The organism is Ensifer sp., assembly GCF_035999135.1.
In the GTDB taxonomy this organism is placed as follows: Bacteria; Pseudomonadota; Alphaproteobacteria; order Rhizobiales; family Rhizobiaceae; genus Ensifer.
The window spans coordinates 25,821-38,320 of record NZ_DASYGZ010000008.1 but is presented as its reverse complement, the minus strand read 5'-3'; the positions used below and the strand labels follow the sequence as shown (position 1 = coordinate 38,320).

The window sequence follows — 12,500 nt, the reverse complement described above, 5'->3', positions numbered from 1 at the left end:
CGATCCCCAATTTCGACAAGCTGATCGACTGGGGCTGGTTCTACTTCATCACCAAGCCGATGTTCAAAATGATGGATTTCTTCTTCCGTCTGTTCGGCAACTTCGGCATCGCGATCCTGATCACCACGATCGTCGTCAAGGCCATCTTCTTCCCGCTCGCCAACAAGCAGTATGCTTCGATGGCGAACATGAAGAAGGTTCAGCCGAAGATGGAGGAACTGAAGAAGAAGCACGGCGACGACCGTATGGGCCTGCAGCAGGCGATGATGCAGCTCTACAAGGACGAGAAGATCAATCCGCTCGCCGGCTGCTGGCCGATCCTGATCCAGATCCCGGTGTTCTTCGCGCTCTACAAGGTGATCTACATCACCATCGAGATGCGCCACGCTCCGTTCTTCGGCTGGATCCGCGACCTCTCGGCGCCGGACCCGACGACGATCGTCAACCTTTTCGGCCTGCTGCCCTTCGATGGTCCGGCCTTCCTGCATCTCGGCGTCTGGCCGATCATCATGGGCGTCACCATGTTCGTGCAGATGCGCATGAACCCGACGCCGCCGGATCCGACCCAGGCGATGCTGTTCACCTGGATGCCGGTGGTCTTCACCTTCATGCTGGCGTCGTTCCCGGCCGGTCTCGTGATCTACTGGGCCTGGAACAACACGCTTTCGGTGCTGCAGCAGTCGATCATCATGAAGCGCCAGGGCGTCAAGATCGAGCTCTTCGACAACCTGAAGGGTCTGTTTACGAAAAAGCCCAAACCGGCGGAATGACGCTGCAAGGCAAACGGCTTAAAGGAGGCCCCGAACCGCAAGGTTTGGGGCCTTTTCTTTGGCGGGCCGACATGCGACAGACGGCGGCGCGGATGCGGGCGTCGACAGGCCCCGATCCGCACTATTCTCCACCATCTCCTTGGCGAACCGCATCATGACGCATCAACCCGCCTCTTCCGCGCCGCTTGCCGCCAACGAAAGACTTGGCGCGCTGCTCGTCTTCGGTTCAGCTTTCTTCTGGAGTTTCGGCGGCGCCATCGCCCGTTTCCTGGAAATCCCCGACAGCTGGACGATCGTGTTCTGGCGCTGCCTCTTCGCGGGTCTGTTCCTGCTCGCCTTCATGCTCGTGCGCGACGGACCGCGCGGCACGGTGGCGCTGTTCAAGGGCATGGGATGGCCGGGCGTTGCCGTCGGCCTCTGCTTCACCATCGCCTCGACTTCGTTCATCATCGCCATCTCCCATACGACGATCGCCAATGTCCTGTTGCTCGGCGCCGGCGTGCCGCTGTTTGCGGCCTTGATGAGCTGGATCTTCTTCCGCGAACGGGTCTCGCGCTTCACCTGGGGGGCGATCACCGCCGTGGTCGTCGGGGTCGGCATCATGGTGTCGGAAAGCCTGACCGGCACCGTCTCGCCGGTCGGCGACGCGCTGGCGTTGCTGATCCCCATCGTCTTTGCGCTCGCAACCGTGATTACCCGCCGCTACCCGCATGTGCGCATGACGCCGGCCACCTGCTTTGGCTGTTTTGCCGCCGCCGCGATTGCGGCGAGCCAGTCGTCCGACCTCTCGGTCACCGGCGGCGAACTCGCCCTGCTCTTCGTTTTCGGCGCCTTCAACCTCGGGCTCGGCATGGCGATGTTCGTCACCGGCGCGCGTCTGGTGCCCTCGGCGCTGGCCGCCCTCATCGGCACGGCGGAAACCGTGCTTGGGCCGGTCTGGGTCGCCATCATCCATGGCGAAGTGCCGAGCGGCCGGACGATCATCGGCGGAAGCTTCATCTTCCTGGCGCTGCTTGCCTACCTCTTCAACGAGTTTCGCCGCCAGCAGACCATTCCGACCCGGCCGGTGCGCACGCCGACGCCTTGACATCCGCGGCCAAAACCTTGAAGCCATGGGCTTTCTCGACGAAGGACCGATAACCGATGGCCGAAACCAGACCCAAAGACGACAAGCCGCTGTTCGGCCGGCCGTGGATTTTCATTCGCGGCGTCCCCTCGATGCAGTTCCTGCCGCCGGAAGGTCCGGCCGAGATCGCCTTCGCCGGTCGCTCGAATGTCGGCAAGTCTTCGCTCATCAACGCGCTGGTCGGCCACAAGGGGCTGGCCAGAACCTCGAACACGCCCGGCCGCACGCAGGAGCTCAACTACTTCGTTCCCGATGGCTTCTCTGGTGCCGCCGACGACCTGCCGCCGATGGCGCTCGTCGACATGCCCGGCTACGGTTATGCCCAGGCGCCGAAGGATCAGGTCGATGCCTGGACGAAGCTGGTTTTCGACTATCTGCGCGGCCGCTCGACGCTAAAACGCGTCTATGTGCTGATCGACAGCCGACACGGCCTCAAGAAGAACGACGAGGACGTGCTCGACCTGCTCGACAAGGCAGCCGTCTCCTACCAGATCGTGCTCACCAAAACGGACAAGATCAAGGTCGCCGGTGTGCCGCGGCTGGTTGCCGAGACGCTCGACAAGATCAAGAAGCGGCCAGCGGCCTTCCCCGAGGTCCTCTCGACCTCCTCGGAAAAGGGCGAGGGCCTTGATGACCTGCGGGCAGCGATCGTGACGGCGATTGCGCGATAGTCCCGTTGGCGGGGCACGCATCCCTTAAGTTCAACGTCTTTGATCTCTGTCACTACCCCGACATGCAAACTGCCCTATCTCTGCGTTGCGCCTGAAGCCACGGCGCGCCCAGAGACAGGAGACAAACATGTCCGATTTGATCGTTGTCGGGTTCGATGCGCCCGATGAAGCCGACAAGGTCCTCGTCAAGCTTGCCGGCCTGAAGAAGGAATACCTGATCGACCTGGAAGACGCTGTCGTTGTCGTGCGTGACGGCGAAGGCAAGGTTCATCTCAAGCAGAGCCTCAATCTGACGGCGGTCGGCGCCACGTCGGGCCTGCTCTCCGGTTCGATCTGGGGCGGGCTGGTCGGCCTGCTGTTTCTCAATCCGCTGGCCGGCTTTGCGATCGGCGGCGCACTCGGCGCTGGCGCAGGCGCACTGTCCGGTTCGCTGACGGACTACGGCATCGACGACGAGTTCATCAAATCGCTCGGCAATACGATCCCGAACAACTCCTCGGCGCTGTTCATCCTCGTGCGCAAGGTTCAGCCCGAGAAGGTGCTTGCCGAATTTCCCAATGTCCGCGGGCGCGTGCTAAAGACGTCGCTGTCGCCGGAGCAGGAGCAGAAGCTGCAGGCGGCACTGTCCGGTGCGGCGACGCCATCGCCGGCGCCCGGCTCTTTCTAAGGCGCTCCTCGGCGCTGTCGGCCTTCAGGGCGCTCTCACGCAAGCGAGAGCGCCTTGCTTCAACTGGATTTTGCCGCAGGCATGAAGGCGAGCGCCAGACCGTTGATGCAATGCCGCATCCCGGTCGGTGGCGGGCCATCGTCGAAGATGTGACCGAGATGGCCGCCGCACCGGCGGCAATGGCACTCGGTGCGGGTCATCCCCATCGAACTGTCCTTCCGCGTCGCGACCGCGCCCGGCAAGGACTGCCAGAAGCTCGGCCAGCCCGTGCCGCTGTCATACTTTGCCGCGGACGAATAGAGCGGCAGGTTGCAGCCGGCGCATTGGAAGACCCCCTTGCGCTTTTCGTGGTTCAGCGCGCTGGTGAAGGGCCGTTCCGTATCCTCGTGCCTCAGGATGCGGTACTGGTCGTCCGTCAGCGTCGCTCGCCACTCCTCATCTGTCTTGACCACTTCGAAGGCTTCCGCGCCGGCAGCCAGCGCAAGCGGCGTCAGACCGCGAAACGCGATTGCAGCGGCCAGTGCCGTGCCTGCCATCAGAAAGATACGCCGGGTAATCATGGATCCCTCCCATTGGCTGCACGCCGCCTTGAGACGATAGCGGCGCGACGCGACCACGGCAAAACAATGCCGATCAAAGCGCCGTGAGGCGAAAAGCGAAAACGCCACCGGCCGGACGACCGGTGGCAAGGGGCCAAGACGAGGGGGATCCACCTTGGCTGCGGGTCGCGCGGCGCTGCAGTGCTCACGTGCAACCGGTTGCGTGCGCAGCGATCTGTCCAGCGACCCCGTTGCGAACCACGTCAACCCTTGGGCAACAAGACCTTGTCGATCACATGGATGACGCCGTTCGACTGCTTGACGTCGGCGATCGTTACCGTCGCGGTGCCGCCGGTCTCGTCGGTCAGCGTCAGCTTGCCGCCGTCCTCCTTGGCCTTGAGCACGCAGCCGCCGACCGTCTTCACATCGTGCTCACCACCATCGTCCTTGACCATCTTGGCGATCGTCGAGGACATCGCATCGGCGGAAACGACATGGCAGGTGAGAACCTTGGTGAGCTTGTCCTTGTTTTCGGGCTTCAGCAGGGTTTCCACCGTACCGGCAGGCAAGGCTGCGAAGGCTTCGTTGGTCGGCGCAAAGACCGTGAACGGACCCTTGCCCTCCAGGGTCTTCACCAGACCGGCCGCCTTGACGGCCGCGACCAGCGTCGTGTGGTCCTTCGAATTGACGGCGTTCTCGATGATATTCTTCTTGGCATACATCGGCGCGCCGCCGACCATCGGGTTTTCGGCATGGGCGACAAAGGCGCTTGCCGCAAAGAGGGACGCTGTTGCGATCAGGCGGATAGCGGGCGTGAACATCATTCTCTTCCTTGCTGTTGAGGGAGGCGACGTGTCTGCCGCCCCGCCGAAGCTGCCGCTCCCATGAGCGGGAACAAAACAAGCAACGGAAGCATCGGGAAAAGAGTTTCAGGAATTTTCAGAAAACATAAGCATCTGATAAAGATGGTATTTCCCGCCGGGACTCGCGCTACGGCGCCGTGCGTCTCATCAGCCGCGCAATGGTCGCTGCGGAGCTTTGAATTGCTGCATCAGGGGGTGCGCGCCTTGCCAAGTGCGATGATCGGGCCGGTCGCCGATCCGGTCGGCGATCCGCCCATCGGCTCGACGCTGACCGCCAGAACCGAACCGGTCGATATTCTCGACTGGAAGGCGGATGGCACTGCAATCTCGCCTTCGCCGGACTGCGGCAGGATGCCAAGCGAGATTGCCGGATTGCTGCCGTTGATCAACCAGAGTTCAAGCGATTTCTGCTCCGCCTGTCTTGCTGCAACCGGCGTCACCTTCAACCGTCCGGATCCGCGGTCGTAGCGGGCGACGAGATCGATAGCGGTGCCTTTGCCCGCCATGTCGGCGACAAGCGATGTCCCCGTCGCCGGCGCCTTGAAAAGACCGGCGAGCGAAGCGCCCATGACCATGACCGCCGCAAGGGAGACCAGCGCCAGACCACGCCAAAGCACCAATGAATGCCAGAGGCCGCGGCGCGGTTGCACCGTTTCGGAGCGCGGCAATTCAAAAAGCCGCCGCTCGATCGCGGAAAAGGCCCTGGGCGGCGGCACCACCGCATCATAGGCGTCGTCGAAGGAGGAAAGATTGCTCTGCCAGCGATCGACCATGGCCGCAAAATTGCGGTCGGAGGCAAGGCGCGCCTCGACCTTGCGGCGGTCGTCAGCCGACAACACGCCAAGCACGTACTCGCCGGCGATCACCTCGTCGCGGCGAAAGTCATGGCCCTCTGGAGTAGGTGCTGTCATCGCTCCATACACTCTCGCAGCTTCAGCAGGCTGCGCCTTAGCCAGGTCCGCATCGTGTTCAGCGGCACGGCGAAGATATCCGCCAGCTCCTGATAACTCAGACCGTCGACGTAGGCACGTCGCACCGCGTCCGCGCGATCCTTTTCAAGCTTCTCCATGCAGGCGTCGATCCGCCTGCCCTCTGCTCTTACAACTGCCGAATTTTCCGGGTCGGCAGCAGGATCAGCCAAATCGTAGGCTTCGTCAATGACATTGGCGGCCGGTTTGCGCGCTCTGATGAGATCGATCGCCTGATTGCGCGCGATTGCCGCCAGCCAGGCGGTCGCCGCCGCCTGTCCTTGCGAATATCGGCCGGCACGCTGCCAGATCTTGACGTAGATTTCCTGCAGCGCCTCTTCCGCTTCCCCCCTGTTTCCAAGAATACGCAGGCAGATGCCAAAAAGTTTCGGGCTCGTTTGCCGATAGAGTTCGGCGAAGGCATCGCGATCGCCGAGCGAAACGCGGCCGAGCAGCCCGGCTATATCCTCGTCGACCATAAAGATACGCCCCGTAGCCTCATCCGCTGACGAACATAGCGCGCAATTCGCAATGCACCAGCCATGTCATTCCGGCTTTATGTTGCTCTCCGATCATTCCATCAGTCCGGAACTTGCGCTAAACAGCAGCCGGTATTTTTCGAGGGTCCGCCATGTCCGCCAATGAAAGTGAAATCCAGGCACGCCTGCTCACCCAGGCCCTGCCCTACATGCAGCGCTACGAGAACAAGACGATCGTCGTCAAATATGGCGGCCACGCCATGGGCAACGCCGAGCTCGGCCGCGCCTTCGCCAGCGACATCGCGCTCCTCAAGCAGTCGGGCGTCAACCCGATCGTCGTGCACGGCGGCGGCCCGCAGATCGGCGCGATGCTGACGAAGATGGGCATCGAATCGAAGTTCGAGGGCGGCCTGCGCGTCACCGACGAAAAGACCGTCGAGATCGTCGAGATGGTGCTTGCCGGCTCGATCAACAAGGAGATCGTCGCGCTCATCAACCAGACGGGCGAATGGGCGATCGGCCTTTGCGGCAAGGACGGCAACATGGTCTTCGCCGAAAAGGCGCGCAAGACCATCAAGGATCCGGACAGCAACATCGAGCGCGTGCTCGATCTCGGCTTCGTCGGCGAAGTGGTCGAAGTCGACCGCACGCTGATCGACCTGCTTGCCCGCTCGGAGATGATCCCGGTGATCGCGCCCGTGGCGCCGGGCCGCGACGGCCACACCTACAACATCAACGCCGACACGTTTGCCGGCGCCATTGCCGGAGCGCTGAACGCCACGCGCCTCCTGTTCCTGACGGACGTCCCCGGCGTGCTCGACAAGGAAGGCAAGCTGATCAAGGAGCTTTCGGTCTCCCAGGCCCGTGCGCTGATTGCCGACGGCACGATTTCCGGCGGCATGATCCCGAAGGTCGAGACCTGCATCGACGCCATCAAAGCCGGCGTCCAGGGCGTCGTCATCCTCAACGGCAAGACCGCCCACTCGGTGCTGCTCGAAATCTTCACCGAACGCGGCGCCGGCACGCTCATCGTTCCCTGATCAACCGATCGGGCACCTGCCGACCGACAAGCAAGCGGGAGAAGGTTCAGGCCTTCTCCCGCTTTTCGTTTGAGAACCGTCAGGCCTTGTAGATCTCCGCCGCCGCCGCCTTCAATGTCTCCATCATCGCGCGATAGGGCCCTGGGCCATAGCTGACGCGGGAAACGCCGGCACCGGCAAGCGTCTTCACATCGGGTGCTGCCGGCCGCATCATGATGTTGACCGGCAGGCTGGAGGCGGCACAGACCTTGGCGATCAGCGCTTCGTCCACCAGCCACGGCACGAAGAAGCCGTTGGCGCCCGCTTGCGCGTAGGCCTTGCCGCGGGCGATCGCCTCGTCCACGAGGCCCGCATGCCGGCTCTCGTCGCTCTCCTGCAGGAAGAGGTCGGTGCGGGCATTGATGAACAGCGGGATGCCGCGTCGGTCGGCCATGTCGCGGATGGCGCGGATGCGCGCCGCCTGCTTTTCAACCGCGTGCACGCCGCCCTTGCCGACCACCTGATCCTCGAAATTGATGCCGATCGCGCCGACGTCGAGGATGCGGGACACGTTCGCGGCCCCCGTCGCCGGATCGTCGGAATAGGCGCCTTCAAAGTCGATGCTGACGGGCAGATCGGTGCTCGCGACGATCAGCCGGGCGATATCGGCAAGCCATGCCAGCGGCACCTTCTCGCCGTCGCCGAACCCGTGGGCGGCGGCCACCGACCAGCTGCCGGTGGCAAGCGCCTTGGCGCCTCCCTCGGCAACCGCCTTGGCGCTGCCGGCGTCCCAGATGTTGTAGAGCACCACAGGGTCGCCCTTCTTGTGCAGGGCGGCAAAGGCGAGCGCCTTTTCCTTCTGGTTCATTGCGTTTCCTCCGCAAACAGACTGACTGGTCTTGCTTTAGCCTCGTGCCGGAGCAGCCACTGCTTCCGCCAGAGCCCACCGCCGTAACCCGTGAGCGAGCCATCCGCACCGATGCAGCGATGGCAGGGAATGACAATGGCGATCCGGTTGGACCCGTTGGCATGGGCCACGGCGCGCGCGGACTGGATCGTAGCGACCTCGCGGGCAATGTCACCATAGGACCGCGTGCCGCCAGCGGGAATTTTCACGAGCTTCTCCCAGACGTTGCGCTCGAAAGGCGTCCCTCCGGGCGCAAGCGGCGTTTGGAATGCGCCCATATCGCCCGCGAAATAAGCCTTCAGTTCGCCTTCGATCCTGTCGATCGGCGCCGTCCTGCCAGGGACGATTGCGGAGCGTGTCGCGCGCTTCAGCGCCGCGAGTTCCGTCGGCAACGCCTTGCGATCGTGGAACTCAAGCAGATGCAGATGTGTGGCGTCGCCGATCGCGACCATGGGGCCGATCGGCGTCTCGATCCAGTCGAAGGAGAGCAGCTCCCGCCCCAAAGCGGCGGCCGGTGCGTCGCCGAGCAGTCGCTGGAAGGCGGCACGAAAGCCGCTAGGCGATTGGTAGCCGGCGTCGAGTTGGGCATCGATCACCCGCCCACCGTTCGCGAGTTGGCGGGCGGCAAGCCCCAGCCGACGATGCCGGGCCAAATCGAGGAAGGTGATGCCGAGCGTGCGTTTGAAGGCGCGCCGAACGGTCGAGGGATCGAGGCCGCGACGAACAAGGTCGTCCTCGCTCCAGCGTCGCTCGGGGGCCGCTTCCAGCGCCTGCAGGAGGTCTTCGACGAGCGGATCCTTGGCGCCGAACGTGGCGAGCGGCCGGCAGCGCTGGCAGGGACGGAAGCCGGTTTCAAGGCAGGTGCCGATCGAACCCACGAAGATCGTGTTTTCGCGTTTCGGCTTGCGGGCCGGGCAGGACAGGCGGCAAAAGACGCCGGTCGTCTTGACGCAGACGAAGGCCGAACCTTCGTATTCGCTGCTGCGCGCCATCAGGGCGTCGTAGAGCGTTTCGTCGGAGGGAAGATCAAACAACATGCCCAGGTTCTATCATGACCGAGGCGCGCGCGACGCCGGTTTTCGGGCGTCTATTTTGTGAGGTCCGCGCGGTCCTCAGATCAGGACCAGCATCACCACGCCGAGCACGATCAGCAGGCAGCCCAGAAGCTCGAGCCGGTTGATCCATTCGCGGAAGATGAAGAAGGACGAGGCGAAGGTGAAGAGCATCTCCACCTGGGCGACCACCTTGACCACCGCGGCCTGCTGCAGGGTCATCGCCATGAACCAACCGAAGGAGGCCGACGCGCCGACGAAACCGACGACGAAGGCCGGTTTCCAGGCGGCGGCGATGCGCGGCAATTCCTCGCGTTCGCGCAGCACGATCCAGATGAGCATGACCACGGTCTGCAACAGGATGACGAAGCCGAGCGTATAGCTCGCCTGCATGACATAGTCGGGATGAGGCAGGCTTGGGGCGAGCGCGAGCGACGCTGAACGGTAGGCAACGGCGGAAAGGCCGAAGAAGGTTCCCGAGAGCAGGCCGATGCCGGCGGTGCGGCTGAACACCGAGGTCAAAAGCGTGCGCGCGCTGAGGGTCGTGCGCGCCACCGAGATCAGCATCACGCCGACGACCGAGATGGCGATCGCCACCAGCGTGCCCTGGCTCGCCTTCTCGCCGAGGAAGATGAGGCCAAACACCGCCGCCTGCGCCGGTTCGGTGCGCGAATAGGCGGTGCCGACCGCAAAATTGCGGAACGAGAAGAGATGGACGAGCAGGAAGGTCGCGGCGATCTGCGCCAGGCCACCAATGACCGCCCACAGGAAGAAGGTGCCGTTGGGAACCGGAAGCGGGCGGCCCATCACCTGCCAGAGCAGAAACAGGTAAAGGAGCGCGAAGGGCAGGCCGAAGCCGAAGCGCACGAAGGTCGCGCCCGTCGTGCCCATGACGCCTTTCAGGTGTTTCTGCATTGCGGAGCGGACGTTCTGAAGGAAGGCCGCAGCGACGGTGATAAGGACCCAGGTTTCCATGGCTGCGAGCTAGCACGCTGCCCGCAACATTGCCAAGGCCCCGCAGGCTGCGGCGCGTCAGTCCGCCTTCTCCTGTACCTCGGCGAGGTCAAGGGACGGGCTGATCGTGATCCGCGGCGCTTCGTCCTCGAACGTCTTCACCCGCTGATCGTAGTTTGGCGCCAGCGTGCCGAGCACGCGATCCCAGAAGGAGAAATAGTTGGCGTAGTTGTACCTGAAGCTCTGATGATGCTGGTCGTGGAACGTCGTGCACAGCAACGGCGAGGGAGAACGCGCCGTCGACGTGGCGAAATATTCGAAGCCGCAGTGGCCGATCATGCCGTTGAAATGCTCGAACAGCCGATGCCCGATGAGGATTGCCGGCGGAAACGGCACGACGAAGACGACGACGGCGGAAAAGCTCTGCAGCAGGAAGTTGTCGAAGACGTCTTCGGAATAGGTGCTCCAGATCGTCGGGGCGACGCTCCGGTGATGGAGGGAATGCAGCGGATAGAGCCATTTGGTGTGCAGCAGCCGGTGCATGAAATAGAACCAGGCGTCGTAGAGGACCATGCTGAGCAGGAAGAGCGGCAATGCCCACCACCAGTTGAAATCCCAGGGCGCCAGCGCCCAACCCTTCTGCTGGGCGTAAAGGCCGATCGTCAGCGGCAGGCAGGCGCTGAACATCGACTTGAGGCTCTGTTGGATCTCGGCCCGGCGCCGCCTGTCGGTGCCGCGCCCCTTCTGGATCTTGCGCTCGGGGTTGCGCTCGTTGAGCCAGGTGATGCCGTAGCCGACGGCGAAATAGGTCACGACGGTGAACGAGTAGAACCCGAACAGGAACAGCAGATAGAACACTTCGTCCGACATTGGCATCCCCGAGCCAAGAACCTGCGAGGCGGAAGATGCCACGCGCACCGGGCAATTCAAAGCGCTAATCTATGCGCCAGCATTGCGCTCGCAGGCATCGCTTCGCCATTTTCCCGTTTGCCGCCCTTCGCGGGCGTGTCATAAGGCGGTCATGAAAAAGCTCGACCGACTGCCGACCCGTTCCGAATTCGCCCATGTCACCGACTGGGTGTTCGATCTCGACAACACGCTCTACCCGCACCACGTCAACCTGTTTGCGCAGATCGACCGCAACATGACGGCCTATGTGGCAAAGCTCCTGTCGCTGGATCCGGCCGATGCCAAGAAGCTGCAGAAGGACTATTACCGCGACCACGGCACGACGCTCAAAGGCCTGATGATCCATCACGGCATCGACCCGAACGAGTTTCTCGAGCAGGCGCATGCGATCGACTATTCGATCGTGCCCGCCGATCCGGCGCTCGGCGAGGCCATTAGGTCGCTGCCCGGACGCAAGTTCATCTTCACCAATGGCAGCGTTGCACATGCCGAGATGACCGCGAGAGCGCTCGGCATTCTCGACCATTTTGACGACATCTTCGACATTGTCGCCGCCGATTTCGTGCCGAAGCCGGCTGGCGAAACCTATGACAAGTTCATGAGCCTGCACCGGGTCGATACCCAGAACGCCGTCATGTTCGAGGATCTGCCGCGCAATCTGCTCGTGCCGAAAGCGCTCGGCATGAAGACGGTGCTCTTGGTGCCGCAGAACCTCGAATACACCTTCGCGGAGTCCTGGGAAAAGTCGAACGACACCGACGAGCAGATCGACTTCGTGACGGAAGACCTCACCCGGTTCCTGCGCCAGGTGACCTCCGACCTCTAGTCGCGACACAATTTCGCCGGCAAAAAACCTCTTTCCGGCCAATGACTTAAATTACCAAAGTTTAACTGGTGCCGCGCGTTTCAGCGTCTATCCTTTCGATCAGGGACAAACCCCGATCGAAAGGAAGCATGATGCCGAACAAGATCCTGATCCTTGGCGTGACCGCGCTCTCCGTCGCCGTCACCGCAATGGCCGGCCCTTCGTTTGCCGCACGCGACAAGATGACGCCCGAGCAGCGGGGCGAGCGCATGATTGAGCGCCTCGACACCAACAAGGACCAGAAGGTTTCGCTCACCGAGTTCCAGGCGCGAATCTCCGACAACTTCAAGACCTTCGACACCAATGGCGACGGTCAGATCAGCACGGAAGAAATGAAGGCGAAGCGCGAAGCCTTCCGCGAGGCGCGCAAGGCCTTCAAGGACGCCAAGGACAAGACCGGAGCCGAGCGCGAGACCGCCCTTGCCAAGTTGAAGGAAGCCCGTCCGGCAATGTTGCCGGGCCTGAGGCCAAAGGCCTTCAAGCGCATCGACGCCGACGGCAACGGAGCGCTGAGCACGAGCGAAGTCTCAAGTGCTGCGGAAGCCATGTTCAAGCGGCGTGACAAGAACGGCGACGGCGTCATCGACGCCGCCGATTTCACCAAAAAGATCTGACGGGAGCTCTTCTCTCTCTCCCCACCGCCCGGTGGAGAGGCTCCTGGCTGGCGATAGCCCCTTGCTCCCCCCAGCGAGGGGCTATGCGCATTTGAGA

General features: G+C 62.9%; 15 protein-coding genes. 7 read left to right on the top strand and 8 right to left on the bottom strand.

The window, feature by feature from the left end; genetic code table 11:
* The 4 genes from yidC to VGO12_RS00415 form a co-directional block, all read left to right on the top strand.
* The coding region (yidC, locus tag VGO12_RS00430) for a membrane protein insertase YidC (protein WP_327510783.1) at nt 1-770 on the top strand (770 nt) is incomplete at its 5' end.
* Nucleotides 771-924: 154 nt separating this feature from the next.
* Nucleotides 925-1,857 carry a DMT family transporter gene (locus tag VGO12_RS00425; protein WP_327510782.1) on the top strand — a complete coding sequence of 311 codons (933 nt, stop codon included), beginning with the start codon at nt 925-927 and terminating at the stop codon, nt 1,855-1,857.
* Between the two features lie 56 nt (nt 1,858-1,913).
* Nucleotides 1,914-2,567: a ribosome biogenesis GTP-binding protein YihA/YsxC gene (gene yihA / locus VGO12_RS00420; RefSeq protein WP_327510781.1), complete on the top strand. Its 654-nt coding sequence runs from the start codon at nt 1,914-1,916 to the stop codon at nt 2,565-2,567.
* Between the two features lie 127 nt (nt 2,568-2,694).
* Nucleotides 2,695-3,234 carry a DUF1269 domain-containing protein gene (locus VGO12_RS00415; RefSeq protein ID WP_327510780.1) on the top strand — a complete coding sequence of 180 codons (540 nt, stop codon included), beginning with the start codon at nt 2,695-2,697 and terminating at the stop codon, nt 3,232-3,234.
* A 59-nt stretch (nt 3,235-3,293) separates the two neighbouring features.
* Here the strand turns inward: VGO12_RS00415 and msrB are convergent, their stop codons facing one another.
* The 4 genes from msrB to VGO12_RS00395 form a co-directional block, all read right to left on the bottom strand.
* Nucleotides 3,294-3,794 (bottom strand): peptide-methionine (R)-S-oxide reductase MsrB, encoded by a 501-nt coding sequence (msrB, locus tag VGO12_RS00410; RefSeq protein ID WP_327510779.1) that lies wholly within the window; start codon nt 3,792-3,794, stop codon nt 3,294-3,296.
* 242 nt (nt 3,795-4,036) lie between these two features.
* Nucleotides 4,037-4,594, bottom strand: a complete 558-nt coding sequence (locus tag VGO12_RS00405) for a fasciclin domain-containing protein (protein WP_327510784.1) — start codon at nt 4,592-4,594, stop codon at nt 4,037-4,039.
* Between the two features lie 230 nt (nt 4,595-4,824).
* On the bottom strand, nt 4,825-5,547 hold the full coding sequence (locus VGO12_RS00400) for an anti-sigma factor (protein WP_327510778.1): 723 nt from the start codon (nt 5,545-5,547) through the stop codon (nt 4,825-4,827).
* Nucleotides 5,544-6,083 (bottom strand): sigma-70 family RNA polymerase sigma factor, encoded by a 540-nt coding sequence (locus tag VGO12_RS00395; protein WP_327510777.1) that lies wholly within the window; start codon nt 6,081-6,083, stop codon nt 5,544-5,546. Before VGO12_RS00395 ends, VGO12_RS00400 begins: the two co-directional genes overlap by 4 nt.
* A 152-nt stretch (nt 6,084-6,235) precedes the next feature.
* On the opposite strand from VGO12_RS00395, the gene argB reads away from it, so the two are divergent.
* Nucleotides 6,236-7,123, top strand: coding sequence for an acetylglutamate kinase (argB, locus tag VGO12_RS00390; RefSeq protein ID WP_327510776.1), 888 nt, complete (start codon nt 6,236-6,238; stop codon nt 7,121-7,123).
* 79 nt (nt 7,124-7,202) lie between these two features.
* Here argB and VGO12_RS00385 read toward each other — a convergent pair whose 3' ends face one another.
* The 4 genes from VGO12_RS00385 to VGO12_RS00370 form a co-directional block, all read right to left on the bottom strand.
* Nucleotides 7,203-7,970, bottom strand: a complete 768-nt coding sequence (locus tag VGO12_RS00385) for an isocitrate lyase/phosphoenolpyruvate mutase family protein (protein WP_327510775.1) — start codon at nt 7,968-7,970, stop codon at nt 7,203-7,205.
* The gene (locus VGO12_RS00380) at nt 7,967-9,046 is read right to left on the bottom strand and encodes a trifunctional transcriptional activator/DNA repair protein Ada/methylated-DNA--[protein]-cysteine S-methyltransferase (protein WP_327510774.1); all 1,080 of its coding nucleotides are present in this window, start codon (nt 9,044-9,046) and stop codon (nt 7,967-7,969) included. Before VGO12_RS00380 ends, VGO12_RS00385 begins: the two co-directional genes overlap by 4 nt.
* Before the next feature lie 75 nt (nt 9,047-9,121).
* Complete coding sequence (locus tag VGO12_RS00375) at nt 9,122-10,036, bottom strand: DMT family transporter (protein ID WP_327510773.1); 915 nt, start codon at nt 10,034-10,036, stop codon at nt 9,122-9,124.
* Between the two features lie 57 nt (nt 10,037-10,093).
* Nucleotides 10,094-10,885, bottom strand: coding sequence for a sterol desaturase family protein (locus VGO12_RS00370; protein WP_327510772.1), 792 nt, complete (start codon nt 10,883-10,885; stop codon nt 10,094-10,096).
* A 151-nt stretch (nt 10,886-11,036) separates the two neighbouring features.
* Between VGO12_RS00370 and VGO12_RS00365 the strand changes: the two genes are divergently transcribed.
* A complete protein-coding gene (locus VGO12_RS00365) occupies nt 11,037-11,750 on the top strand; it encodes a pyrimidine 5'-nucleotidase (protein ID WP_327510771.1) in 714 nt (237 codons plus the stop codon).
* Between the two features lie 131 nt (nt 11,751-11,881).
* Complete coding sequence (locus tag VGO12_RS00360) at nt 11,882-12,403, top strand: hypothetical protein (protein WP_327510770.1); 522 nt, start codon at nt 11,882-11,884, stop codon at nt 12,401-12,403.
* Nucleotides 12,404-12,500: the final 97 nt, after the last annotated feature.

Bases quoted from the DNA above. Each gene is read 5' to 3' on its own strand.
- VGO12_RS00415 (WP_327510780.1), top strand. From the start codon at position 2,695: ATGTCCGATTTGATCGTTGTCGGGTTCGATGCGCCCGATGAAGCCGAC.
- VGO12_RS00425 (WP_327510782.1), top strand. From the start codon at position 925: ATGACGCATCAACCCGCCTCTTCCGCGCCGCTTGCCGCCAACGAAAGA.
- VGO12_RS00400 (WP_327510778.1), bottom strand. From the start codon at position 5,547: ATGACAGCACCTACTCCAGAGGGCCATGACTTTCGCCGCGACGAGGTG.
- VGO12_RS00380 (WP_327510774.1), bottom strand. From the start codon at position 9,046: ATGTTGTTTGATCTTCCCTCCGACGAAACGCTCTACGACGCCCTGATG.
- VGO12_RS00395 (WP_327510777.1), bottom strand. From the start codon at position 6,083: ATGGTCGACGAGGATATAGCCGGGCTGCTCGGCCGCGTTTCGCTCGGC.
- VGO12_RS00405 (WP_327510784.1), bottom strand. From the start codon at position 4,594: ATGTTCACGCCCGCTATCCGCCTGATCGCAACAGCGTCCCTCTTTGCG.
- VGO12_RS00370 (WP_327510772.1), bottom strand. From the start codon at position 10,885: ATGTCGGACGAAGTGTTCTATCTGCTGTTCCTGTTCGGGTTCTACTCG.
- argB (WP_327510776.1), top strand. From the start codon at position 6,236: ATGTCCGCCAATGAAAGTGAAATCCAGGCACGCCTGCTCACCCAGGCC.
- VGO12_RS00375 (WP_327510773.1), bottom strand. From the start codon at position 10,036: ATGGAAACCTGGGTCCTTATCACCGTCGCTGCGGCCTTCCTTCAGAAC.
- VGO12_RS00365 (WP_327510771.1), top strand. From the start codon at position 11,037: ATGAAAAAGCTCGACCGACTGCCGACCCGTTCCGAATTCGCCCATGTC.
- yihA (WP_327510781.1), top strand. From the start codon at position 1,914: ATGGCCGAAACCAGACCCAAAGACGACAAGCCGCTGTTCGGCCGGCCG.
- VGO12_RS00360 (WP_327510770.1), top strand. From the start codon at position 11,882: ATGCCGAACAAGATCCTGATCCTTGGCGTGACCGCGCTCTCCGTCGCC.
- VGO12_RS00385 (WP_327510775.1), bottom strand. From the start codon at position 7,970: ATGAACCAGAAGGAAAAGGCGCTCGCCTTTGCCGCCCTGCACAAGAAG.
- msrB (WP_327510779.1), bottom strand. From the start codon at position 3,794: ATGATTACCCGGCGTATCTTTCTGATGGCAGGCACGGCACTGGCCGCT.